The sequence below is a fragment of the Salinirubellus salinus genome, assembly GCF_025231485.1.
Lineage (GTDB): Archaea > Halobacteriota > Halobacteria > Halobacteriales > Haloarculaceae > Salinirubellus > Salinirubellus salinus.
In genome coordinates this window covers 2,027,610-2,050,383 of the sequence record NZ_CP104003.1, presented here as the reverse complement: position 1 = coordinate 2,050,383, position 22,774 = coordinate 2,027,610, and the positions used below count along the sequence as shown (strand labels likewise).

The following is a 22,774-nucleotide window of genomic DNA, read 5'->3' as shown; positions in this document are numbered from 1 at the left end:
CTTTGGAGTAAACTACTCTGGAGTAAGGCACCTTTGATTAGCTCGGTAGTTTACTCCAAGCGACTGAGTCCCCCACGCCGTTCGCGGTGCATGATCCCGCCGGCGAATCGGCGTAGTTTGGCCACGAGTTCGTCCTCGGTATCGTAGGTCTCGACGCGAAGGTCCCACCGAATCGACGCCGACCGAATCATCGCACTCGTCACGTCGTCCTCGTGGATGAAGACCAGCCGTTCACCGTGCGTGTCCGCGAGGTTCTCCAGAATGCTACCAGCCTCTTCGCCGACGCCGAAGTTGTGGCCGAGAAACGGGAGGACGAACGCCGTCGCGTTGCTACACCGTGCGTACTCGATGCTCTGTGTCACTGCGTCTACGTCGTCCGTGTCGATGTCGACGTCGAGCGCGAGAAATGCGTTCATCCCCGGGTTGGCTCGGAGTTCTCCTTGGACGCGTCGCAAGAGCGCTTGCGCAGCATCGATATCCTCCTTGTTCTGGAAGAGTCGGCGGAGGGGTCCAGGTAGATCCTCCACCTCGAACTCACGCCGTTCCTCCTCGCTGAGGACGTAGTTGAGGTTGAATGACTTGTAGGGGCCCATCAGGTAGAACAGAAAGCGGTCGTACGTGACACTCCCGAGCCGCTCGACGATCAGCTCTCGCGTGACCTCGACAGTCATGGACGTGGGTATTCAGCAGTAGTGTATAAAAAGCCGTGTTTTTGGGGATTATTGGCTTGACAATGACTAAGCGTAGCTGGCTCGTAGCGTGACGTACGATGGCGACGGATCAACCGCCGAGGGTGAACGGCGACTTCCCGGACGACCCAGAGGACCTGCTGCCCGAGGAGAGCGTTCTCAGTCTCGACGAGTATCTCGCGATGCATGCTGCTGTCGGTCAGCGCACCCGTTACGAGATCCTCTACCGACTCGTCCACGGCGGTGAGATGAGTCCGAAGGAGCTCGAGGAGGTACTCGAAATCGACGACAGTACGCTTCACTACCACCTGAACAAGCTCGTCGACGTCGGTCTCGTCGAGAAGCGCCAGCGGACGGAGCGTGGACAGGACGGCCTGTACACGTATTATCGGGCGACTGTCTTCGGTGAGGTGACCCTCACTGACGGCGTCGACGAGTTGATCCGCGGCGAGCAGGCATTCGCAGAGATGTACGACAGTTCGAGCGCCTAAGTCAACCCACGGAACAAGGCGCGCGATGAATCGGCTTGCCGAGAACGCGCGAGGGGCGGGGCCGGAGCGAAGCGGCGGGCCCGTCGGCTGGGGAGGGACCACACACCAGCCACCCGAGAGCGTCGACAGCCCGACGCCCACACCAGCAAAAAATCGGGCGTCAGGCCCTATTCAGCCCACCACGCCTCCCGGTCGGGGAACGCCATCTCGGTCCACCCGGTCGCCGCGATATGGACCCGGCCGCCGTACCAGCTCTTGGCCGCCTTGTACACACGGATACGCTCGCCCTCGGCCAGCCATGGCGAATCCGAACGCTTCCAGACCGTCAGCTTCGTCGTCCCCGTCTCGTCCTCTAGGAGTCCGACTTGGGCAATTGTAGGGCTGCTCGGTGTCCACAACGCTTTCACTCGCCCAGACACGCTCACCTCCCGACTCGGCACCTCGCCGATCTTCGCGATGGGCACCACCAGTCCCGGACCCGTCTTCACCTGCTCGACCACCCGGAGGCTCGCCGTCAGGAGACTCGCCCCCTCGACGACGTGCTCGGCCAACCGCTTGGCGTACGCCGGCCGCTTCCAACCTCCCAGTCCTCTCGCCAACCGGTCTGCTTCTTGATTCACCCCCGCCAGCTCTTGCTTCGATAGCCGCGCTCTCGGGTCGTCCAGCCCAGGCTCACACTCGGGTTCCACGCTCGCCGCCCGCTCGTCGAACGCACACCGCCGCTGGCGACTCCCTCGCGCCGCGACCCGCCGCGTCCGAGCCTCTCTGTCGTTCTCCAACGAGAGCTCGACCCGCCGACTCGTCCGTTCGATCTCCATCTCACGCCCCGCCATCCGCTCCTCTGCTTCCAGCGTCATCCCAGCCCGTCGCGCATCCGGGTGGTTGGTGTCCACCTTGGCCTGGACCTCCATCTCGACCGTCGCTCTGAGCTCCGGCTCCTCTGCGACCTCGAACCGTTCAGTCTGCTGTTCACTGCCCGAAACTTCTTCACCGATTGTGTATCTACTACTCATTGGACTTCCTAGTCCGAAGGCGTCTCCACGACGCCGACAACCCCGCTGCAACGGGGTTTCGACACCGAACCGACCAGCCGCCGCGCCGCTTCGCGCCTTCACTGAGCGCCCCTGGGCGCGAAGTGGCGCGGCATCCGAGACGGCCACAAACAGCCGTGCGCGCCAGCCCAGCCCGCGAGGAGTGGCCAGCTTTATGCCGGTTCTCGCGTCGGCGAGCGGCGGTCGGCGAGCCGACCGAAACCGCGCATAATGCTGGCGTGCCGGGGAGGCACGAACTCCCCGCAGGCGACCGGGCTGGCGAGCAGGGCGCACGTCGAGCATACACCAGCCGTCCACGAGACGACGCTCCCCTACACAAGCAACCGGGTGGGACTGAAAGGGGCCGGGGGCTGGGCGAACCCCGGCGACGCAAGCACCGAGCCTGCGAGGCGCGCAGCGAGCCGCGGGAGCCCAGCGCCCGGGGGCTTTCGAGCCGTTCTCACCCTCGCCTCGTCCCGTGACACGTCATCTCGCGTGGAGATTTCGTTCTCGTTCCACTATATGTTCCACTGTGACAGCAGATGCATATATGCGGAGAAGTAGCGAAGCGGCGGGTGATGGGAATCCCCCACGATAATCCGCATATCGAGAGTCGCCGTCGGCCACGCCGAATCTATCGCGCAATCAGCGCGGGAAGCCGGTGATTGACCACGAGTCGGGGGGCTCGAGTCAAGCTGACGCCCGCCTCGACGGCGAGAACGCGTCGAACGCCCACGACGCGACATCGAGCGACACCAGGCCGTATCTCCACGTCCGCCCGACCGATACCCCACTCGAGCCGAAGACGCTCGTCGGTCAACTCGAGCGGCTTCACCGGGCAGTCGAGGTGACGAACTCCGGCGCCTCGGGCATCCGGGACGCGCTGTTCGAGACGACCACGCTGCGTGGTGCGCTGGGCCTCGATGAGACCACGCCCGTCCGCCTCGAGGTGCTCCTCGTCGCACCGGGTGGCCCGGAACCGACGCTCGAGTACTACCTCGGGTGCGAGCCGGTGAGCCAACTCGACACGATCGAGCGACTCGCCGGCCAACTGTTTCCCGCAGGCTACGAAATCACCCGGACCGAACGCTCAGCTACAGAAGGATTGTCATGTCGCTCCACCGGAAACGGAGGGGGTAGCGACCAGCCCGAGGACACGGCCGGGGCTGCCGACCCGACCCCGGTCCGAGCGATTCAGTGGCAGGGTCGTGGCGAGCGTCGTCAGGACTGGCAGACGCGGCTCACGCCTTACGATGCGTTCGAGAACCCGGAGCACCGGGACTCGACGGCACCGCCGCTCGCCGACGTCGCGTCGCTGTTAGCTGAGTCACCGTATCCGGCCGTCTACCAGGCACTCGTCGAGCCGTTCGAGGACTACACGTGGGCGGTCGAACTCCGCGAGTACGACCTGAAAGAGGGCGTCGAGACGTGGGGTGGGAAGCTCGCCGCGTTTATCTTCGGGACTCCATCCGAGCGCAAGGCGATGCGCGAGGCAAAGCGCTCGTACGAGCGTCGCCAGCACAAAGATGCAGGATACAGCGACAGCGTGTACCGGCGTGAGTACGACACCGGTACGACACGGCACCTCGACGCGGATGAGCGCAACTACTCACGGTTCACCGAGTCGCGGCTGGCCGACCTCGAGACGAAAGACGCGACCCACGCCTTCGCCGTCACGGCCAGAGCGGTCGTCTGCAAACCAGACTTCGACCAGCACACGTCGCAGGTCGTCCCACCAGCGGCCACTGACGGGGCCGCCACGGCCGCCGAAGGCGAAGTGCGACCCACCACTCATCTCGACGACGACGCCGACAGGGAGGAAGCTGTCGCGTCTGAGAGCGTCTCGATCGGCGATGGGTCACTCGACGCGCTCACCAGTGCCCTGCGGAGTGCGTTCGAGCACGCCGGCGGCGAGCACTACCACCTCGAAGGCAAGGACGTCGACTCGGAGCGGGCGTGGAGTGCACTCCGTAATCGAGAACATGCCGCGCCGGACCACGACCGCTTCATGACGAAGCTCCCGTGGACGCAGAATCGGTCGGCCTGCATCGTCACCGACCCGACCACCCTCTCGCTGTTCACGCTCTGTAGCGGCGCGACGCTCCCCGAGCCCGCCCGGCGGGCGTTGGCACCGACGCCGGCCGAGCAACGCGCCCACCAGCCCCTCTCGACCGAGCAGGTTCGGCGCTACCGGACCACGGGCTTCACGCTTGGGCACCTCCTCGATCACAACGACGAGGCGGGCGACCTGCTCGCGCTTCCACCAGAACTGCAGTCGTTACACATGGCTATCTTCGGCCCGACCGGCGTCGGGAAGTCCACACTCTTCGATCGAGCTATGATCGACAATCGCGCCGCGACCGACGGCGCCGATATCTCCCTTCTCCCGAAGGGTGATGGCATGGCCAGTGAGCTCCTGCAGGCACACTACGCTCGCTACGGAAATCTCAACGACGTCTACTACTTCGACTGCAGTCGAGTGCTCCCCGCGATGGGCTTTTTCGACATCCGAGCCGACCTGAAGGCAGGCATCCCCCGCGAGACCGCGGTCGACGACCGTATCACCCACTACGTCGAGATCGTCAAGGGGCTGATGGGCGCCGACAGCTACGGGGAGGCCAAACGCAGCCCCGACGTCATCACCTACCTGCTGAAGGCGCTGTTCGACCCGGTCAACGGCTCGGACGCCTTCTCACACGCCGCGTTGCAACAGGCCGCCCGCCGACTCCGTTCCCGGCAGGCCCCGCCGCCCGTCGTCGACGACGAACTCGCCGACCTGCTGGCGGGCGTCGTCGAAGCCAACGGCGATACCTTCCAGGCCATCATGCAGGGTGTCCTCACCCGCATCGAGAAGGTACCGGCCGACCGCCGACTCGCCCGCCTGTTCGGCTACGTCGCCCCAGCCTCCGATGCTGAGGCTGAGACCGAGGGAGCGACTCCCCACTTCGACCTCGACGCGCTGTTGAACGAGCGAGCGACGATCATCATCGACACGGGTGGGCTACGCGACGACGCACAACGGGCGGTCACGCTGGTCGTCCTCTCGCAGTTGTGGGCGGCGCTCAGGCGACGGGCCGCCCGCGATGATGACGACGACGACCGACCGCTCGTCAACTGCTACATCGAAGAGGCGGCCACGGTCGCCGATACGGGGCTACTCAGTGAGCTTCTCTCGCAATCGCGGAGTTTCGGCCTCTCGATCACGCTCGCGATGCAGTTCCCCCGCCAGCTGCAGGCGGCCTCCCAGCGGGCCTATGACGAGGTGCTGAACGACGTCGGCACCATCCTCGCCGGCCCGGTCCGCTACGACCCACAGTTGGCCGAACGCCTCGCGACCGACGAGATCGACGACACGGCGATGGCTGCCCGGATGCGTGGGCTCCGCCCCGGCCAGTGGCTCGCGAGTCTGCCCGCACCGTTCGGTGGGACGCCACCACAACCCTGCCTGCTCGCCTCGCCCAGCCCGCCGCGTGGGCACCCCGCGAGCGACGAGTCACTCGACCGAACCGAGCAGGTATTGTACGAGGCCGCCGCTGCCCGATGCCGCCACCGCACCGTGCAGGAGGCCGGCATCCCCATCAGTACGACGCAGCGCTACACCGCCGACGGAGAGCCGACCGACCCCGCCGACCCGCGTGACGACGACGCTCGCCGGCCACGGGTCGATACCCCGCTCCCGTACACCACGCGCTTTCCGAGCGGGCTTCGCTACGACGCTGAGCGCCACGCCATCGTCTGCGAGCACTGCGAGGCGACGTACGACCCCGGCCCCGAGGGGATGCGTCGCGCGCTCGAGTGCCACCCCAATGGGTCGACGAATCCAGACGACGTCCCCATCACCGAGTTGACGCTCAAGCTCAGCGCGAACGAACGCCACGACACCGGCTACACCGATGCCCAGCTCATGTTCCTGCAAGCGGTCTACAACGCCCAGCAGGGCCGCTATCAGGCCCCCGAGTTCGACCTCGTCTTCGACAGTATGCTCCGGCTCCAGGAGTACGTCGGTATCGAGTCCGAAGCCGTCGACGAACTCCTCGACGCCGGGGTGCTCAGCCACGGTGGTGACCACCCCCACCGCCTGTACACGGTGACGAGCGAGGGCCGAGCCCTGTTGAACGAGGGGCATCGCCGCGGTATCGCCTTTGGCCACGGCACGGGCGACCTCGGCGAGTCGAGTCAACACACCCTCGGCGTCGAAGCCGGGCGGCGATATCTCGAGACGCACTACCTGGACGACGCCGACTCACCTGTCGTCGAGGTCGTTCCCTACTACGAGGTGAACCACGATGCGGACGAGCCCTCGGGGAACGCCGACCGCCTCGACATCGTCGGACTCGATCGCGAGGGTGAGGTCGTCGTCGCTATCGAGGTCGAGCGCATCAACAACGACCTCGCCGCGGCCGCGCCAGCGGACTACGACAAGATCGCCGCGTGTGAGCCCGAGGAGGCCATCTGGATCACGATGACCCAATCGGACGGACACAAGCTCCTCCGAGCGCTCAACGACCCCCTCGATGGCGAGCCACGCGTCACCCAGACCTATGCAGAGGCGACGCCGCTCCAGCAGTTCCGCATCGACCAGCCAGGGTTCACGGGCATCTATCCGCTGACGTGGATCCGCGACCGGATGGCGGAATGACATCCTCCTCGGGGTAAACGGCGAGGGTTCCCCATCCGCGCTCGGGGTCGGGCTGGCCATCGCACCACCGAAAACGGTGCGTGGGACTCCGGTTCGTCCGACGGGGGCAAATCCACCCGCGTGAGCGGGGTGTCTCGGTTTGTGCGCGATACGTGAGTCCCGCGAGGGATGTGGCGTATTCGGCGTCCAGACGGACGCGGTATCTCCTTGCACCGTGCATCCCCGCCGCCCACGAGGGAGTTGGGGGATGCTCCCGAACGACTCTTTCGAGGCGTCCGGGCACGGGTCGTGCCATCGACCTGCGTCACCTCTCTGCCACGGTGATGACGCTCAACCCCGGCAGGCTCGCGTTGTTGATGCCCACCGTTCGGCGGGTGCGTCGGTGGACGTGAGTCCGGTCGAAGGTGTGGTATCGACCACGCCGACGGGAGGAACGCCAAACCACCTCCACGTTTCCGCGTTGAGTTACCGGAGAAACGACCCCGGCCAGCATAAACACGTGGTACGTGTCGGAAGCGGTCAGATTCACGCCCGGCCTGAAGGCCGGGACTCTCTCCTTGAATCAGGTAGCTCGGGCCGGCGGGACCCACGACGCCGAAGTGCTACCGGAGCTGCCGACCCCTCCAAATCTTCCAAACTGCGTTTCTATCCGGGAGGTACGGTGTCTAAGCGGTGTTTGGATTGGGCTGAAACGAGGGGTGAAGCGAGAGACGGGTGCCGGGGTACCGAGATGGAAACGAGAGGCAGAGGCGCTCTATACGTCGAATGCTGGTTTCTACCCCGTTTGACTGCAGGGCGAGGTGGGCGCTAGTCGGGGGGCGAAGCGGGCAAAACCGCAAGACGGCAACCGTGTTTGGAAACTCTGTCGGGCCGAGTCGGGGCTCTCTGTCGCTCGAACGGGGTTCCGGTATCGGGGCTCAGAGCGTTCGAGAGCGCTTCTCTCGCCTGTTCTATTTGTTTGTCGTCCCCGCTTTTCGTCCGCTCCAAACCCGTTCAACACGCACAACTTCCCGGAGCCGAATCGCAGATTGGAAACGCCGGTTTCGCGTCAGAGGCCCTGAGATGGGTACCAATGGCCATCTAAACGGAGTTTGGAACTTCGACTTGCTGTCTCGTCCATGTACCTGACCGGGTGGGCCACGACGAATCGGCAACCGTTCGGATTCGGCTCGCCTGCTCGAATGTCACCCATCCCCATCGACCCGTTGTTCCGTCCGAAAGCACCGAACCGTCACTGCCTGCGAGCCATCCGCTTCGCGTCGCTCGCGCCACTGCAAGGCGAAGGGCTCGTTCAGCGGGGATGGACTGACGTTGACGCTGGCGTCCTGAGTGCCGCTCGACTCGATCGACGCCCCTCCCCGGAGCCGAGTGTCGCCGGTGAGCGTCGCCTCGGGAGTGGTGACGATCAACCCCGATTTCACTGAATGAATATTCGTTCAGCACAATTCGAGGGGCGGGGTCGCGACGCTACTCGCTCGGCGTCGCGTACCTCGGGGGAACCAGGTTCGCCAAACAGTGCCGTCACGGGCTCCCGATGTGGAGGCGCTCGAACGTTCGACCGAGATATGAGAATCGAAATTCTGCGAAACTCATTTCTACGAAATGAGTTTCTAATATCGGTACGGTTATGCGCACTCGGCGTCGAGAGAGTATATGGAGCAGTTCGTCAACCGTGAGGACGAACTCCACCGGTTGCGAGCGTTGTACGAGAGCGATCAGGCAGCACTCGCAGTCGTGTACGGTCGTCGGCAGATCGGCAAGAGCAGCCTCGTCCTCGAATCGCTCAAAGACCGCGAGGGCGCCGTCTATTATCAGGCAGTGCAGGAGACACCACCAGTCCAGCTCACCCGATTCATCGAGGCCGCCAAATCGGTGTATCCGGGGATTACCGATATTCGCCAGGCGTGGGAGCCACTCCTCCGGTACCTCATCGATCAGGACGCGGTCGTCGCCATCGACGAGTTTCCCTACCTCATCGATCAGGACGCGAGCCTCCCGTCGATCATTCAGCGACTCTGGGACCACGAGGTCGACGAGAGTGGGGCGACACTCGTCCTGACGGGGTCTGCAATCGGCATGATCCACGAACACGTCCTCGACGGTGGCGCACCGCTGTACGGCCGTGTCTCGCAGACACCGAACGGAAGGATCGAACTCCAGGAGCTTCCCTTCCGTTCGCTCCGGGAGTTCGTTCCCGGGTATTCGAACGAGGAACTGGTGTTCGTCGCCGGTGTCTTCGGGGGAACCCCGCGGTATCTCACCCCGCTCGACAGCTCGCTCACTCTCGGCGAGAACATCGAGCGCCTCTTGCTGGATGCCGACGGCCCACTGCACGACGAGCCCGAGACGGTACTCCAGATGGAACTCACCGAGGTCAACCGCTTCTTCGCGTTGCTGGAATCGATGGCGAGCGGCAACCGAACGCGCAACGAGATTGCCCAGGGGGCCGGAATCGACAGCCGCGATACGTCCTATTACTTCGACCGCTTGGAGACGCTCGGCCTCATCGAACGCTACCATCCAGTGACGGCAGATCCGACGCGAACGAAGACGACGCGCTATCGGGTCCGCGACCCGCTCTTTCGCTTCTACTTCAAATATCTCTACGGCAGAGCAGGTCAGTACGAACTCTACGGCGATGGTGCGTACGCGGACCTCATCGAGCCGGAGCTGCCGGCGTTCGTCAGCAACACGTTCGAACGTCTCTGTCACGAGGCGGTACCGACGCTGTACACTGATCTGCAGCTTCTCCGGGTGCCCGGTCAGTGGTGGCACAAGGACCGGGAGGTCGACGTCGTCGCCCCGACCAGTGGCGCGACGCTGCTGGTGGGCGAAGCGAAGTTCACGAACAGCCCGCTCGGGTATGGCGTCCTGGCTGGCCTGGAGGACGACGCTCCCCACATCGACTGGACACCGTCAGACGGTGGCGACCCGGAGTACGAGTACGCCCTGTTCAGCCGGAGTGGATTCAAGCCATCTATCGAGGAGGCAGCTGCCAGTCGTGACGACCTCCAGCTCTTCACGCTCGATGACGTCGTCGAGGCGCTCTCGCAGGCCGCTTGACGTCCTCCCTGCGCTACCGCGCGAGGATTCCCCCGTTGAGGTATCGGTTACGCGCCATCCTCGAGCCGCGACTCGACGAGGCGTTTCGCGAGTGGGTGCTCGCCGACGAGTCGTCGAGTACGGCGTGCGGGCGGCTGCCGACCGCTGGGGTGACGCCCGCAAGGCGCTCACCCTGTTCCGCCAGGCCGGCGAGACCGCGACCGAGACGGGGCCGGTGACGCCGCGTCAGACCACCGCCCAACCCAGCACGACCGCGACGAGCGGTGACAGGCCCGGATTCGGGCCCGTGGCCGCCCTGATTGGGCTGCTCGCCGCGACGCTCCTGCTCGCTCGGCGCCGCTAAACTACCCCTGTCGCCGCCCGTCCTCCACTCCCCCGTTTCGAGCCGACGACTAGTCGTCCACCACCGCCTCCACCGCCCGGTCGGCTGCCGCCCGCCCGCGCTGGCGGTCGACGTACCAGACGACCAGCGCCAGCGCGGCGAAGAACAGCGTCGGCCACGGCTCCGTGCTCAGGTAGAGCCCGGGCGTCGGCGGGCGCCACGTCGTCAGCGGCCAGAACACGGGGAACGCTCGGCCACTGGGCGTGCGCAACAGCGCGTCGAGGAACAGGTGGGTCGCCGCCCCGAGCGAGAGCAGCGCGAGCACCCGCACCCGCTGCCGGCCACCGGGCGCGACGACGAGCACCCCGACGAGCACCGAGAGGACGACACCACCGAGGTAGTGCAGCGGGTCCCAGCTGAACGGTCGACCGATGGCCTCGACGATCACGGACTGGTGGACCGCCAGCCGGATCTTCGCCAGGTCGGGGACGAACGCCCCCGCCATCGCCACCGTCACGTACGCGGGCGTGAGCCAGTCATAACGCCACGACAGGGCGGTGCCGAGCGCGTACGCGGCGAGCGCGTGTGCGAGCAGGTCAGGCATCGCGCGCACCTCCCTCGCGCTCCTCGCGCGGGGCCAGCCCCCAGCCGTCGGTGTCGATTCGCCAGCCCCGGACGAGGCGGGCGAGCACCCACAGCCCCGCCAGCGCGGAGACGGTGTAGGCGTAGCGCAGTCCGGAGTCGGGGACCGTGTAGGCCCGTACCGCCTCCAGACGGCCGTCTGGCTGGAGCACACCGAAGACGACCAGCCGGTCGCCCACGCTCGCGTCCACGTCGGCCCCGTCGACGGTCAGGCGCACGTCCTTGTACTGGAACGCCTCGTAGACGACGAGCGGGTCGGTCGAGACCACCTCCGCGGTCACCGTCACCTCGCGGCCGACGTGTCGGTCGTAGTCGAGCGCGATGGCGTACTCGTTGGGGTAGGGGTCGTCGAGGCTCCCGACGAGGGTCCCGCCCCAGAGGAGGAGGCCGAACTGTGCACCCAGCACGGCGACGAGGAGGACGGCGCGGAGGAGGGGGGACCGTGACATCGAGCGGTGTAGGACAGTCCCAGATATAAACTCCGCCGTGTCGAGGGACAGGTCCACAAGAGAGTGTGTCCGCCGGGCGGCTGCGTCTCGTCCCTGTCTCGTCGCTCACTCGGCGGTCCGGGCGATGTAGACGTCGTACTCCGGGTCGTCGGTGAGGTGGCTGCCGATGGACTCGGTGGGGACCGCCAGCCGGTCGGCGTTGTCGCTCCCGACGAACAGCACCGACGCCTCGAGTTCTCGGGCCACCTCGCGGATGGTCCGCAGGATGTCGTCGGGCGTCGACGAGGAGAGCGACTCGGACGGGTCGGGCCGCTCGGCCCGGAACGTCGCGTCCGGAGCGAGGTCGGCTACCTCCGCCTCGAGTCGCTCCTCGACCGTCTCGGGGTCGTACGCTGCTTCCTCGTCGACCCAGCCGCGGTCCTCGGCGAACGCGGCATCCTCGGGGACGACGGTGAGGACGACCACCCCTTCCTCGCGGAACGTGCCGAACTCGGCCGCCCGGCGGACCGCCGCCCGCGCGAGCGGCGACCCGTCGTACGGTGCCAGTAGCGTCATGGCGTGGGGATGGGCCGAGAGGCTCTTGAATCCCCGCGGCGCTCGGCGGTGCTCGACGGGGAACGCTCCGGGTCGAGCGCGCCGAGTCCTGCCCACAGTTATGCCCTCGCCCCCCGTCGTCCCGGGCGAATGGAGTACACGACGCTCGGCGAGACCGGGATGCGGGTGAGCCGCATCTGTCTCGGCTGCATGAGCTTCGGCAACAGCCGCTACGGCTGGGGGCTGGACGAGGCCGAGAGCCACGAGATAATCGAGCGGGCCATCGACCTCGGGATCAACTTCTTCGACACCGCGAACATCTACAACTACGGCGACTCCGAACGCATCCTCGGCGACACGCTCGCGGAGTACGACCGCTCGTGGCCGGTCGTCGCGACCAAGGTGTACATGGAGATGGACGAGTCGAACCCGAGCAGCGGCGGCCTCTCGCGCCGCGCCATCGAGCAGGAGCTCTCGCGGAGCCTCGACCGCCTCGGCATGGACACCATCGACCTCTACCAGATCCACCGCTGGGACTACGACACCGCAATCGAGGAGACGCTCGACGCGCTCGACGACGCGGTCCACCGCGGCGACGTCCACGCCATCGGCGCGAGTTCGATGTGGGCCTACCAACTGCTGAAGGCGCTCAACGCCAGCGACCGCCACGGGCTCAAGCGCTTCGCCACGATGCAGAACCACTACTCGCTGGCCTACCGTGAGGAGGAACGCGAGATGCTCCCCCTGTGTCGGGAGGAGAGCCTCGGCGTCATCCCGTGGTCGCCGCTCGCGAAGGGCTTCCTCGCCCGGTCGCACGACGAACTCCGCGCCACCAAGCGCGGGCGCTCTGATACCATCCTCCACCGCCGACCCTACGACGCCGGCGGCGGTATCGAGATCAACGAACGCGTGGGCGAGCTCGCCGAGGACCACGGCGTCTCGATGGCGCAGATCGCCCTCGCGTGGCAGCTCCACAAGGACTGGGTCGACGCCCCCATCGTCGGCGTCACGAGCGTCGAGCACGTCGAGGAGGCCGTCGAGGCGGTCGAGGTCGACCTCTCGCGAGCCGATATGGAGTACCTCGAGGAGCCGTACGAGCCGCTGCCGGTCAAGGGCCACCGGTAGGATACCCCTCGTCGTCACCGGAATCTGGACTACTACTGGTTCTGTCCCGCCGGAATCGGACCCACCGCCAGCGCTGTAGCGCAGTGGAGGGTGAGCCATAGAAGTTCACGCTCGATGACAGTCACACGATGTTGTCTCTCCTCGCTACTGAAACAGGATTTATTATCATTCGAAATACACTCTGGGCCGGTAGTTGGTCGTGAGCAACATATCTGGAAGTTGAAATTTATGCCCATCTGGCTCCATGAGTGGAATTCGCACGATACATGAGGAGGAGGTCGCACCAGGAGACCAGCCGAAACAGCGACCGGCAGTCGGTATCGTCGCCGACAGTCAGAACGGGAACCTCGTCGCGGGGGCGATACTCCGGACACTCGACCAGGGGTACGGGCTTATCATCGCGGCCACGGCCCCGGACGTCGAAGGGGCCGAATTCGCGCGACTCCTCGACGTTCCCGTCCTCACGGTGGAGCCGTCCGCTCGACCGAAGACGGATATCTGGGGCGAACTCGGCACCGCCGCCAGGGAAGCGGGGTATCCCGGCCTGCTACGGTACGACGACCTCTCCCTGAGCATCGACCTCGAGGAGAGTGAGGCCGCGGTGAGCGAGAGCGGAGCGTACGTCGTCGACCCCGTGTTCCACCCCCGGAGTACGGGCACCCCGGACGTGCTGGTTGCCATCCCAGCGTACAACGAGGGGGCGACCATCGCCGACGTCGTCACCGAGGCGCGCGAGCACGCGGACGAGATCGTCGTCGTCGACGACGGGAGTGACGATGGAACCGTAGAGACCGCTCGGGCAGCGGGTGCGACGGTCATCGAACACGACCGGAACCGGGGGTACGGTGGCGCACTGAAGACGGCGTTCGCCGAGGCCGAGCGGGCTGGAGCCGAGCATCTCGTTGTCTTGGACGGTGACGGCCAACACGACCCGGGGGACATCCCCCAGTTCGTGGACCAACAGGAGTCGACCGAGGCCGACATCGTCATCGGAAGCCGGTTCGGGCCGGGGTCGGAGACCCAACTGCCACGCTACCGTCGGGTCGGTCTCCGACTAGTGAACGTCCTCACGAACCTGAGTCTCGGCGTGGTACGGAAGGGGTCGCGCATCAAGGACACACAGAGCGGGTTCCGCGTCTACAATCGACGGTCGATCGTCTCCCTGGCCGAGGACGACAGTATCGGGAACGAGATGGGTGCCAGCACCGACATCCTCTACCACGCCCACCGGCACGGGTACCGGATCGAGGAGGTGGGGACGACCATCAACTACGACGTGGCGGACGCGAACACGCAGAATCCGGTCTCCCACGGACTCCACATCGTCTCGAACATCCTCCGGACGGTCGAGCGCGAACACCCGGTGATGCTGCTGGGTATCCCGGGAGTCCTCAGCACACTCGTCGGACTGGGCTTCGGCTACGCCACGTTCTCGAACTACCTCAACTCGGGGTCGTTCCCGCTCGGACTGGCCGTCGTCTCGGTGTTCTTCGCGCTCGCAGGCATCCTCGCGGCGTTCACCGGCATCATCCTCCACTCGCTCGAGACCCACGCGCAGTAGCGACGCGGGTCCGGTCGTCCAGCGACCTGTGTTCGTCGCCCCGAATACGCCGTCGAGGACCGTGTCCGGTCGGTGGCCGGGACGTGTCCCCCGCGGGACTACTCCACCGTTACGCTCTTCGCGAGGTTCCGCGGCTTGTCGATGGGCCGGCCCAGCTGGTTCGCGACGTGGTACGCCACGAGCTGGAGCTGGACGTTCGCGAGGATGGGCGCCACGCGCGGGTGGCTCTCGGGGATGGGCAGCACGTAGTCGGCGTAGCGTCCGACGTCGCTCAGCCCGTCGGTGATGGCCACGACGGGCGCGCCGCGCGCTTCGACCTCCTTGACGTTCCCGATGGTCTTGCGAGCCGCCTCGCCGTCGCCCGTGACGAGGGCGAAGACGGGCGTGTTCTCCGTGACGAGCGCCAGCGGCCCGTGTTTCAGCTCGCCCGCGGCGAACCCCTCGGCGTGCTCGTAGCTGATCTCCTTCAGTTTCAGCGCCCCCTCCAGCGCGACCGGGAAGTGCAGCCCCCGGCCGATGAAGAAGTACGAGTCGCTGTCGGCGAACGCCGACGCCACTTGCTCGGCCTTCGAGTCGTCGAGCACCGCCTGCACGTCGCCGGGCAGGTCACGCAGCGACGCGATGACGTCACGCGCCTCGCGGCCCGCCGCGATGGAGAGGGTCAGCAGGTTGAGCGCGGTCAACTGCGAGGCGAACGTCTTCGTCGCCGCGACGCCGATCTCCGGACCCGAGCGGATGTACAGCACGTGGTCGGACTCGCGCGCCAGCGTCGAGCCGACGGTGTTGGTCACCGCGAGCGTGTCGGCCCCCCGGCGGTGGGCCTCGCGCATCGCCGCGAGCGTGTCGGCCGTCTCGCCCGACTGTGACACCCCGACGACGAGCGCGTCGTCGCCCGGCGGCGTGAAGCTCGCGTACTCGTGGGCGTAGAACGGCTGGGCGGGGATGCCACGCTCCTGCAACAGGTGTGCGCCGTACAGCGCCGCGTGGTACGACGTGCCCGCCGCGACGAGGTGGACGCGGGTGGGCGAGAGCGACGGCAACTCCTCCAGCGTGACCTGCCCGGCGAGTTCGTCGACCCGGCCCTGCAGACACTGGCGGAGCGAGCGGGGCTGCTCGTGGATCTCCTTGAGCATGAAGTGGTCGTACCCGGATTTGCCGGTCTCCTCGGGGTCCCACTCGACGGTGTGGACCTGCTTCTCGACGACCGTGCCGTCGGCCGTGCTGACGACGAACCCGTCGCCGTCGATGCGGGCGAACTCGCCGTCCTCGAGGTAGACCACCTGGTCGGTGAACTCGCGGAACGCGGGGACGTCGCTCCCGAGGAAGGTCCGGTCTTCCCCGACGCCGAGGACGAGCGGGGAGTCCTCGCGGGCGACGAAGACGGCTTCGACGCCGGCGACGACGCACGCGAGCGCGTAGCTCCCGTCAAGTCGTGAGACGGCGTCGCGGAACGCGCTCTCGGCGTCCATCCCCGCCTCGAGATTCCGCGAGACGAGGTGCGGGACGACCTCCGTGTCGGTGTCGCTCCGGAACTCGACGCCCTCGTCGGTGAGCTCGTCGCGCAGGGCCTGGTAGTTCTCGATGATGCCGTTGTGGACGACGGCGACGCGCCCCTCGGCGTCGGTGTGGGGGTGGGCGTTGCCGTCGGTCGGCGGGCCGTGCGTCGACCACCGGGTATGGCCGATGCCGACCGTGCCGGCCGGGGTGCCGCCGTCGGCGAGCGCCGTCCGGAGGTTGTCGAGTTCACCCGCCTTCTTCACGATCTCGACGGTGGGGTCGGCTGGGCTGGCGAGTGCGACGCCTGCCGAGTCGTAGCCACGGTACTCCAGTTTCGAGAGGCCGTGGACGAGCGTGTCGAGCGTCTCGGCGCCCATCCCGACGCAGCCGATGATCCCACACATCAGCGGACCACCTCCGCGTCCGCGGGAATCCGACCACGCACGACCACGCCCGTCCCGATGGTGGCGCCGGTGCCGACCAGCGCACCCGGGTCAGCCGTGACCCCGCCGGCGGCCCGGACGCGGTCGGCGAACACGGCGCCGAGATCCTGCCCCGGGAAGACGCGCTCGTCGAGCACCACGTCCGCGGGCCCACCGGCGACGACGGTCCCGGCCCCGAGGTGGACGTCCTGTCCGGTGACGGTCTCGACCAGCGTCGAGCCGGCCCCCACGCGCGTGTCGGCGTCGAGGACGCTCCCCACGACCGTCGAGTTCGCACCCAGCGTCACGTTGCGCCCGAGCGCGACGTTCGGCCCGACGACGGTCCCCGGCCCGACCTCGCAGTCGGGGCCGATCACGACCGGCCCCTGCAGGGTGGCCGACTCGTGGACCCGCGCGCGCTTCGAGACGTAGACCGAGGGGTGGCGCTCGTCCTCGCTCACGCGGCCCTCGCGGAGGACCTCTCGCGAGAGGTCGAGCAGGTCCCACGGGAACGTGGCGTCGGCCCAGAGCCCGTCGACGAGGACCCCCTCGACGGGGATGCCCTCCTCGATGCGGCGCACCAGCGCCTCGGTCAGCCCGAGCTCACCCTCCTCACGGGGGGTCTCGTCGACCGTCTCGAACATCGTCGGGCCGAACGCGTAGACTCCGGCGTTGATGAGGCGGTACTGTCCTGCCGTCGGCTTCTCGACGAGCTCGACAACCCGCTCGCCGTCCAGCCGGACCGCGCCGTAGGTGTGGGCCTCCGGATGTTCGAGCACCGCCATCGTCGCCCGCCCGGTCGCCTCGTAGCGCTCGGCGACCGCACGGACCATCTCGGGTTCGATGACGCGGTCGCCGTTGACGACCAGCATCGGCTCGTCGACGGCCTCACGGGCCTGCAACAGCGCGTGGCCCGACCCGAGCTGTTTCTCCTGGACGACGTACCGGATCGGGACGTCCCGGAACGTCGGGCCGAAGTGCTCTTGAACCCGGTCGCGCTTGTAGCCGACTACGAGGACGAGTTCGCTCACCCCGGCGTCCACGAGCGTCTCGAGGACGTACTCGAGGATGGGGCGGTTCGCCGCCGGCAGCATCGGCTTGGGCCGGTTGTGCGTCAACGGGCGGAGACGGGTCCCCTCACCCGCCGCGAGGACCACGCCGCAGTCGGGAATCATAGGGGTACCCACAATCTGAGTAAACGTAATTCTTCCCCCGGTGGGATGTTCTCCATATCTACCTCCAGCGGACCCGTCGGCTTTTGCTCTCGGTTGTCGGACGCTAACCGAATCTTGAGGTTCTGTGCCAACGACAGACAGAACGGAGGTGGAGCCGCCAGAAGCCGCCCACCTACCGGGGTTTGGGAGAGCCTCGTATCGCCCCTGTCACGACACCTCGGATACGCTGCACCGCACGCTCGCTCGCCTCGATTTCTCGCGTCGAATCGTCGTCTCGTCGCCTCGCCGTTCAGTTTCTGCCTCGACCATCGACTCGCGGAACGTCTCGTGCTACCCGACGGCCCCCCGGCAGGTGACCGGCCTCGACGCGGGACCGGACAACGTCCCACTCGAGCAGAGGCTGGTGGACTCAGCCGGGTGGGCGACCTCGGCGGCGCCACAGCCAGACCGACGGCACCCCCGCGAGCAGCGCGACCGCCGCGGTCGGCGTCCCGGTGCCGTCGTCCGTGCTGGTCTCGGTTGGGGTCGGTGTGTCGGTCTCGGTCTCGGTGTCGGTCTCAGTCTCGGTCTCAGTAGGCGTCGACGAGGGCGTCGCGGTCGGCGAGGGCGTCACAGTCGATGTTCCGGTCGGTGTCGCTGTGGCAGTGGCTGTCGGCGTCGGTGTCGCTGTGGCAGTGGCTGTCGGCGTCGCCGTCTCGGTGGGCATCGGCGTCGGCGTTCCGGTCGGCGTCGCCGTGTTGGTGGGCGTCGCCGTCGGTGTCGCTGTGGCAGTGGCGGTCGGTGCCGGTGTCGTGGTCGGCGTCGGCGTCGGCGTCGCCGTCGACTCCACCGTGAAGGAGTTGCCGGCGTCGGCGCTGCCGGACGTCACCTGCCAGTCGTACTGGCCGGGGTCGGTCGACTCGGGCACGTCGAACGTGACGCTGACCGGCTCTTCGAGTCTCGACTCGATGGTCAGCTCACGGGAGTCGACCACCTCGGAGCCGTCGCCGAAGTCGACTTCGAGGACCACCTCCTGTGTCGCCGTCTCGTTGCCGACGTTCACGACCGAGTAGCCCACGGTCAGCGAGTCTCCCGGCTCGACGCTCGGGTCTATCGGCCCGGCCTGGGTGAAGTCGAACACGTCCGTCTCGGCCGCCTCGACCGTGAACGAGTTGCCGCCCTCGACGTAGCCGGTCGTCACCCGCCACTCGTACTGGCCGGGGTCGGTCGACTCAGGCACGTCGAACGTGACGCTGACGGGCGCCTCTTGGCCGGACGCGACGGTCACCTCGCGCGAGTCGACGGTCTCGAAGCCGTCACCGAAGTCGACGGCCAGCGCCACCTCACGGGTCACCTCCTCCGACAGGTCGCCCACGGGGTCCAGATTGTTCACGAGCGAGTACCCCATGGTCAGCGAGTCGCCCGGCTCGACGGCCGGGTCGATGGGCCCAGTCTCGGTGAAGTCGACGTCCGCCAGCACCTCGAACGAGCCGCCGGCGGTCACCGTCCCCGTCCGCACCTGCCAGTCGTAGACGCCGGGCTCGATCGACCGGGGCACGAACCCCGCGACCTCGTCCGTGCGCTCGCCGGCCGCGAGACTCACGAGACGTCTGTCGACGCGCTCGTCGTCCTCGAACTTCCCGTCACGGTCGGTGTCGACCCACGTCTCGACCGTCTGGGACGCCGACGCACCTTGGGCGCTCCCGTTGTTGACCACCGTGTACCCCAGCCCGATGCTGCGTGACTGGTAGGTCGTGTCGCTGTTCGCGCTCGCCGCGGCGAACTCGAACGCGTTGGTCGCCCCTGCCGTCGCCTCGACCGTGAGCGCGTTCCCCGCCGTCTGACTCCCGGTCCGGACGACCCACCGGTACTCACCGGCTTCGAGCGACTCGGGCACCGTGATGTCGGTCAGCACCGCCTCGGAACTCCCGGTCGGCGAGACTGTCACCTCCCGACTGTCGACGACCTCGCTCGCCTCGAACGTACCGTCGCGGTCGGTGTCGACGACGACCTCGACGGACTGCGTGGACTCGTTCGGTCCGATGGCCTCGAGATCGTACTCGAGGGCGAACGCCCCTCCGGCGGCGACGATCGGATCGGCCGGGGTGACGTCCCGTATCAGGAACTCGTCGCCGGGCGTCGAGACGTAGAGGGACGCGCTCGTCTGTCGCGTCCCCGTGACCGCCACCCACTCCTCGCGCCCGGTCTCGAGCGACTCGGGCACGGTGAGGTCGAACCCTACTCCACGCCCGGCGCCCGACTCGAGGGTCACCTCCTCGGTGTGGACGACCTCGTCGGCCTCGAGCGTCCCGTCTTCGTCGGTATCGACCCCCGCCTCCACGAGCTGTGTCGTCGTCTCGTTCCCGAAGTTGTGGACCTCGTAGCCTACCCTGAGCGTCTCTCCCGGCCGGACTCGCGGGTCGATGGGGCCGGCGTCGGTGAACTCGAAGACGTCTACGGTGCTGGTGTCGTCGCTGGTGTCGCTGTCGTCAGTGTCGTCAGTGTCGCTGGTATCGTCGGTGTCGTCAGTGTCGCTGGTATCGTCGGTGTCGTCAGTGTCGCTGGTATCGTCGGTGTCGTCAGTGTCGCTGGTATCGTCGGTGTCGTCAGTGTCGCTGGTGTCGTCGGTGTCGCTGGTGTCGTCGCTATCGTCGTTGTTCCGGTCGTCCCGCTCGTCGCCGTCCTCAGGCTCCTCGTCGGACGCCGTCGCCGTGGGCGTCGCCGTCACCGTCGGCTCGCTGGTCGTCGGTGTCCCAGTCACCTGCTCCGGTGTCCCCGTTGGTCCCGGCGTGGCTGTCTCGTTCGGGTCGGGCTCGAGTTCGACCAGTGGGCCGCTCGTCGCCGTCGGCGACGCGCCGGCGGTTGGCGTCACCACCTGTCCAGCCGGCGTCTCCGGCCGCTCAGTCGGGGCTCGCTCCGTGGCGCCTGCCTCGGGCGTGGCGGTGACGGCGCCGCTCTCGCTCCCTTCGTCCGCGCTCCCGGCGGGCGTGACGCCCTGCCCGCCGGCGAGGTCGCTATCGCCACCGTCGTCAGGTCCCCCACCGAGCCCCGCGTCACCGAGGCCCGGTATCCCGATGCCGACGAGAAGTAGGATGGTGAGGCCGGCGGCGAGGACCACGAACCCCTGGACGAGCAAGTCAGTACGGCGATCCGGTCTGGAGGGTGACACGATGGGCGACCATCGAGGGGCCCCGGAATAGTGTTCGACTGATTAATCGGGACGGTTCACGCCTGCAAGGAGTAGCCGAATCGGCAACGGGTCGGCAGTCACCGAACTCACTCGTACATCCGGCCGTCGAACTCGGGGACCGAGAAGCCGTCGCCGCCGGCGTGGGCCATCACCCGCGAGCGGTAGAGCGCCATCGCCACCTGCGGCACGGCCTGCGGGGGCACTGGCACCTGCGTCTCGAACGCGTCCTCGGCCCACTCGTTGTAGTCCGCGACGACGTCCATCGCGTCCTTGAACGAGCGGAACATGAGCTCCTTGTACTGGTCCTGCATTGTCCCGACTTCGCCCCCGCCGTGCCTGTATGTTCCCCTTCGCGCAGGGCGTAGCGCTTTGGCGCCTGGCGGCCTACCTGAATCGAGGAGAGAGTCCCGCCGTTCACGGCGATAACGAGACGCAAAGCGTCTCGTTCGCACATCAGAACGCAGAGCGTTCTGAGGACGGGCGTGAATCCGACAACTGCGGAACAACCGCCGACGCCGCTCACTCTGGGGTATCTCCCCGTGTTCACTTTCACCCCGGATGGCCGTTATATAGATACCGCTGCGCCCTCTGTCGGCTCGATGAAGCGGACCAACGCGTTCCAGGTGGTTCCGCAGTCCGCGGAGGACGAGGAGTTGCTTCGCCGGCTGTTGGACGCTTCTGCCGCCCTCTGGAACGAAATCACCTACGAGCGCCGTGAGAACTACGCCGATTCCGACAGCGACGTGTGGGACATCAGCGAGTATCGCGGTCGCTACGGTGGCGTCCTCGGAGCGTCGACGGTTCAGCAGATCGAGCGCAAGAGCCGCGAAGCGTGGCGGTCGTTCTTCGCGCTCAAGGAGAAGAGCGAAGCCAACGGCAAGCCCGGAGACTAGGGCAACGAACGCGAAGGACGCGACCTCCGCACGTACATCCGCAACACGTCGTACTCCGTCGAGTGGGGCGAATACTCCCGCCTCGACATCCTCGTCGGTCAGGACCTGAAAGCCGAGTACGGACTCGGCCGACGGGAACGCCTCCGACTCGAAGTCCGGGGCGACCCCAATTGGAAGGAGTACGACAAGCAGGGCCGGTTGGAACTGTACTACGACGAACACGCACAGACGTTCAGGGCCTTTCAGCCAGTCACCATCGACGATTCTCGACTGGCACACCCACTGGCTTCGGAAGAAGCCGCGCTGGACATCGGTGCGAACACGCTCGTCGCCTGTACGACCACAACCGGTGAGCAATACCTGTACGAAGGACGCGACCTGTTCGAGCGGTTCCGCGAGACGACGCGAGAGGTCGCCCGCCTCCAGTCGCTGTTGGAAGACGGCCGATACAGCAGTCACCGTATCCAACACCTGTACGACCGGCGGACGAAGCGGCGCGACCACGCGCAAGACGCGCTCGTCCGCGATCTCATCGAACGTCTCTACGAAGAGGGCGTCTCGACAGTGTACGTCGGGGCGTTGACGGACGTCCTCTCGACCCACTGGTCGGTGGAGACGAACGCCAAGACGCACAATTTCTGGGCGTTTCGGGCGTTCGTCGCAAGGCTGGTGTGTACCGCCGAGGAGTTCGGTATGTCGGTCGAGGTCCGCTCGGAGGCGTGGACGAGTCAGGAGTGTCCGAACTGTGGTTCGACAGCGGAGACGACGCGCCACAGGGATACGCTGACATGTCCGTGTGGATTCGAGGGACACGCAGACCTCACCGCATCGGAGACGTTCCTTCGACGTCATCAGAACTCTTCGGGTTCTGATTGGCGAACGAGACACGTAGTGTCTTGTCAACGGCAAACGACGGCACCACGGCCGATGGCACGGCCTGTATGCCTCAAGTGGGACGACCATCACTGGTCAGAGTCATCACGCTCTTTCCGTCCCAACGAGGAGCATACGAACCCGCAAGTTGCCTCCGTGGGCCGGTAAGCGATACCCCCAGCGTGAGGAACCCTCGCCG

Annotated in this window: 15 protein-coding genes and 1 pseudogene; 7 read left to right on the top strand and 9 right to left on the bottom strand. The window is 66.8% G+C overall.

All coding sequences use genetic code 11. The features are described from left to right. Positions 1-50: 50 nt before the first annotated feature. Positions 51-671, bottom strand: coding sequence for a DUF7509 family protein (locus tag N0B31_RS11130; protein WP_260643941.1), 621 nt, complete (start codon positions 669-671; stop codon positions 51-53). 98 nt (positions 672-769) lie between these two features. Between N0B31_RS11130 and N0B31_RS11125 the strand changes: the two genes are divergently transcribed. Further along, positions 770-1,180: an ArsR/SmtB family transcription factor gene (locus N0B31_RS11125; protein ID WP_260643940.1), complete on the top strand. Its 411-nt coding sequence runs from the start codon at positions 770-772 to the stop codon at positions 1,178-1,180. 167 nt (positions 1,181-1,347) lie between these two features. On the opposite strand, the gene N0B31_RS11120 is transcribed toward N0B31_RS11125, so the two are convergent. Continuing rightward, a complete protein-coding gene (locus N0B31_RS11120; protein WP_260643939.1) occupies positions 1,348-2,193 on the bottom strand; it encodes a DNA-binding protein in 846 nt (281 codons plus the stop codon). 679 nt (positions 2,194-2,872) lie between these two features. Between N0B31_RS11120 and N0B31_RS11115 the strand changes: the two genes are divergently transcribed. The 3 genes from N0B31_RS11115 (at position 2,873) to N0B31_RS11105 (ending at position 10,256) form a co-directional block, all read left to right on the top strand. Then, positions 2,873-6,850, top strand: coding sequence for a type IV secretory system conjugative DNA transfer family protein (locus tag N0B31_RS11115; protein ID WP_260643938.1), 3,978 nt, complete (start codon positions 2,873-2,875; stop codon positions 6,848-6,850). A gap of 1,653 nt (positions 6,851-8,503) precedes the next feature. Continuing rightward, entirely contained in the window at positions 8,504-9,913 is a 1,410-nt protein-coding gene (locus N0B31_RS11110) for an ATP-binding protein (protein WP_260643937.1), read from the top strand. A gap of 91 nt (positions 9,914-10,004) precedes the next feature. Further along, the gene (locus N0B31_RS11105) at positions 10,005-10,256 is read left to right on the top strand and encodes a PGF-CTERM sorting domain-containing protein (protein WP_260643936.1); all 252 of its coding nucleotides are present in this window, start codon (positions 10,005-10,007) and stop codon (positions 10,254-10,256) included. Between the two features lie 49 nt (positions 10,257-10,305). Here the strand turns inward: N0B31_RS11105 and N0B31_RS11100 are convergent, their stop codons facing one another. The 3 genes from N0B31_RS11100 to N0B31_RS11090 form a co-directional block, all read right to left on the bottom strand. Then, positions 10,306-10,839 carry a metal-dependent hydrolase gene (locus N0B31_RS11100; RefSeq protein WP_260643935.1) on the bottom strand — a complete coding sequence of 178 codons (534 nt, stop codon included), beginning with the start codon at positions 10,837-10,839 and terminating at the stop codon, positions 10,306-10,308. Continuing rightward, positions 10,832-11,326: an OB-like fold-containing membrane protein gene (locus N0B31_RS11095; protein ID WP_260643934.1), complete on the bottom strand. Its 495-nt coding sequence runs from the start codon at positions 11,324-11,326 to the stop codon at positions 10,832-10,834. Before N0B31_RS11095 ends, N0B31_RS11100 begins: the two co-directional genes overlap by 8 nt. A 105-nt stretch (positions 11,327-11,431) precedes the next feature. After that, on the bottom strand, positions 11,432-11,881 hold the full coding sequence (locus tag N0B31_RS11090) for a universal stress protein (protein ID WP_260643933.1): 450 nt from the start codon (positions 11,879-11,881) through the stop codon (positions 11,432-11,434). Positions 11,882-12,010: 129 nt separating this feature from the next. Between N0B31_RS11090 and N0B31_RS11085 the strand changes: the two genes are divergently transcribed. Together N0B31_RS11085 and N0B31_RS11080 are read left to right on the top strand one after the other, a co-directional pair. Beyond that, positions 12,011-12,985, top strand: a complete 975-nt coding sequence (locus tag N0B31_RS11085; RefSeq protein ID WP_260643932.1) for an aldo/keto reductase — start codon at positions 12,011-12,013, stop codon at positions 12,983-12,985. A gap of 244 nt (positions 12,986-13,229) precedes the next feature. Further along, the gene (locus tag N0B31_RS11080) at positions 13,230-14,546 is read left to right on the top strand and encodes a glycosyltransferase family 2 protein (protein ID WP_260643931.1); all 1,317 of its coding nucleotides are present in this window, start codon (positions 13,230-13,232) and stop codon (positions 14,544-14,546) included. 98 nt (positions 14,547-14,644) lie between these two features. Here N0B31_RS11080 and glmS read toward each other — a convergent pair whose 3' ends face one another. From glmS to N0B31_RS11060, 4 genes are all read right to left on the bottom strand, one after another. Further along, the gene (gene glmS / locus N0B31_RS11075) at positions 14,645-16,447 is read right to left on the bottom strand and encodes a glutamine--fructose-6-phosphate transaminase (isomerizing) (RefSeq protein WP_260643930.1); all 1,803 of its coding nucleotides are present in this window, start codon (positions 16,445-16,447) and stop codon (positions 14,645-14,647) included. Continuing rightward, the gene (glmU, locus tag N0B31_RS11070) at positions 16,447-17,640 is read right to left on the bottom strand and encodes a bifunctional sugar-1-phosphate nucleotidylyltransferase/acetyltransferase (protein ID WP_260643929.1); all 1,194 of its coding nucleotides are present in this window, start codon (positions 17,638-17,640) and stop codon (positions 16,447-16,449) included. Before glmU ends, glmS begins: the two co-directional genes overlap by 1 nt. Positions 17,641-18,049: 409 nt before the next feature. Then, positions 18,050-20,788, bottom strand: coding sequence for a COG1361 family protein (locus N0B31_RS11065; protein ID WP_260643928.1), 2,739 nt, complete (start codon positions 20,786-20,788; stop codon positions 18,050-18,052). A 107-nt stretch (positions 20,789-20,895) separates the two neighbouring features. Continuing rightward, positions 20,896-21,120, bottom strand: coding sequence for a hypothetical protein (locus N0B31_RS11060; RefSeq protein WP_260643927.1), 225 nt, complete (start codon positions 21,118-21,120; stop codon positions 20,896-20,898). Positions 21,121-21,408: 288 nt separating this feature from the next. On the opposite strand from N0B31_RS11060, the pseudogene N0B31_RS11055 reads away from it, so the two are divergent. Continuing rightward, positions 21,409-22,743 (top strand): annotated as a pseudogene (locus N0B31_RS11055) (RNA-guided endonuclease InsQ/TnpB family protein). The last annotated feature ends 31 nt before the right edge of the window (positions 22,744-22,774 follow it).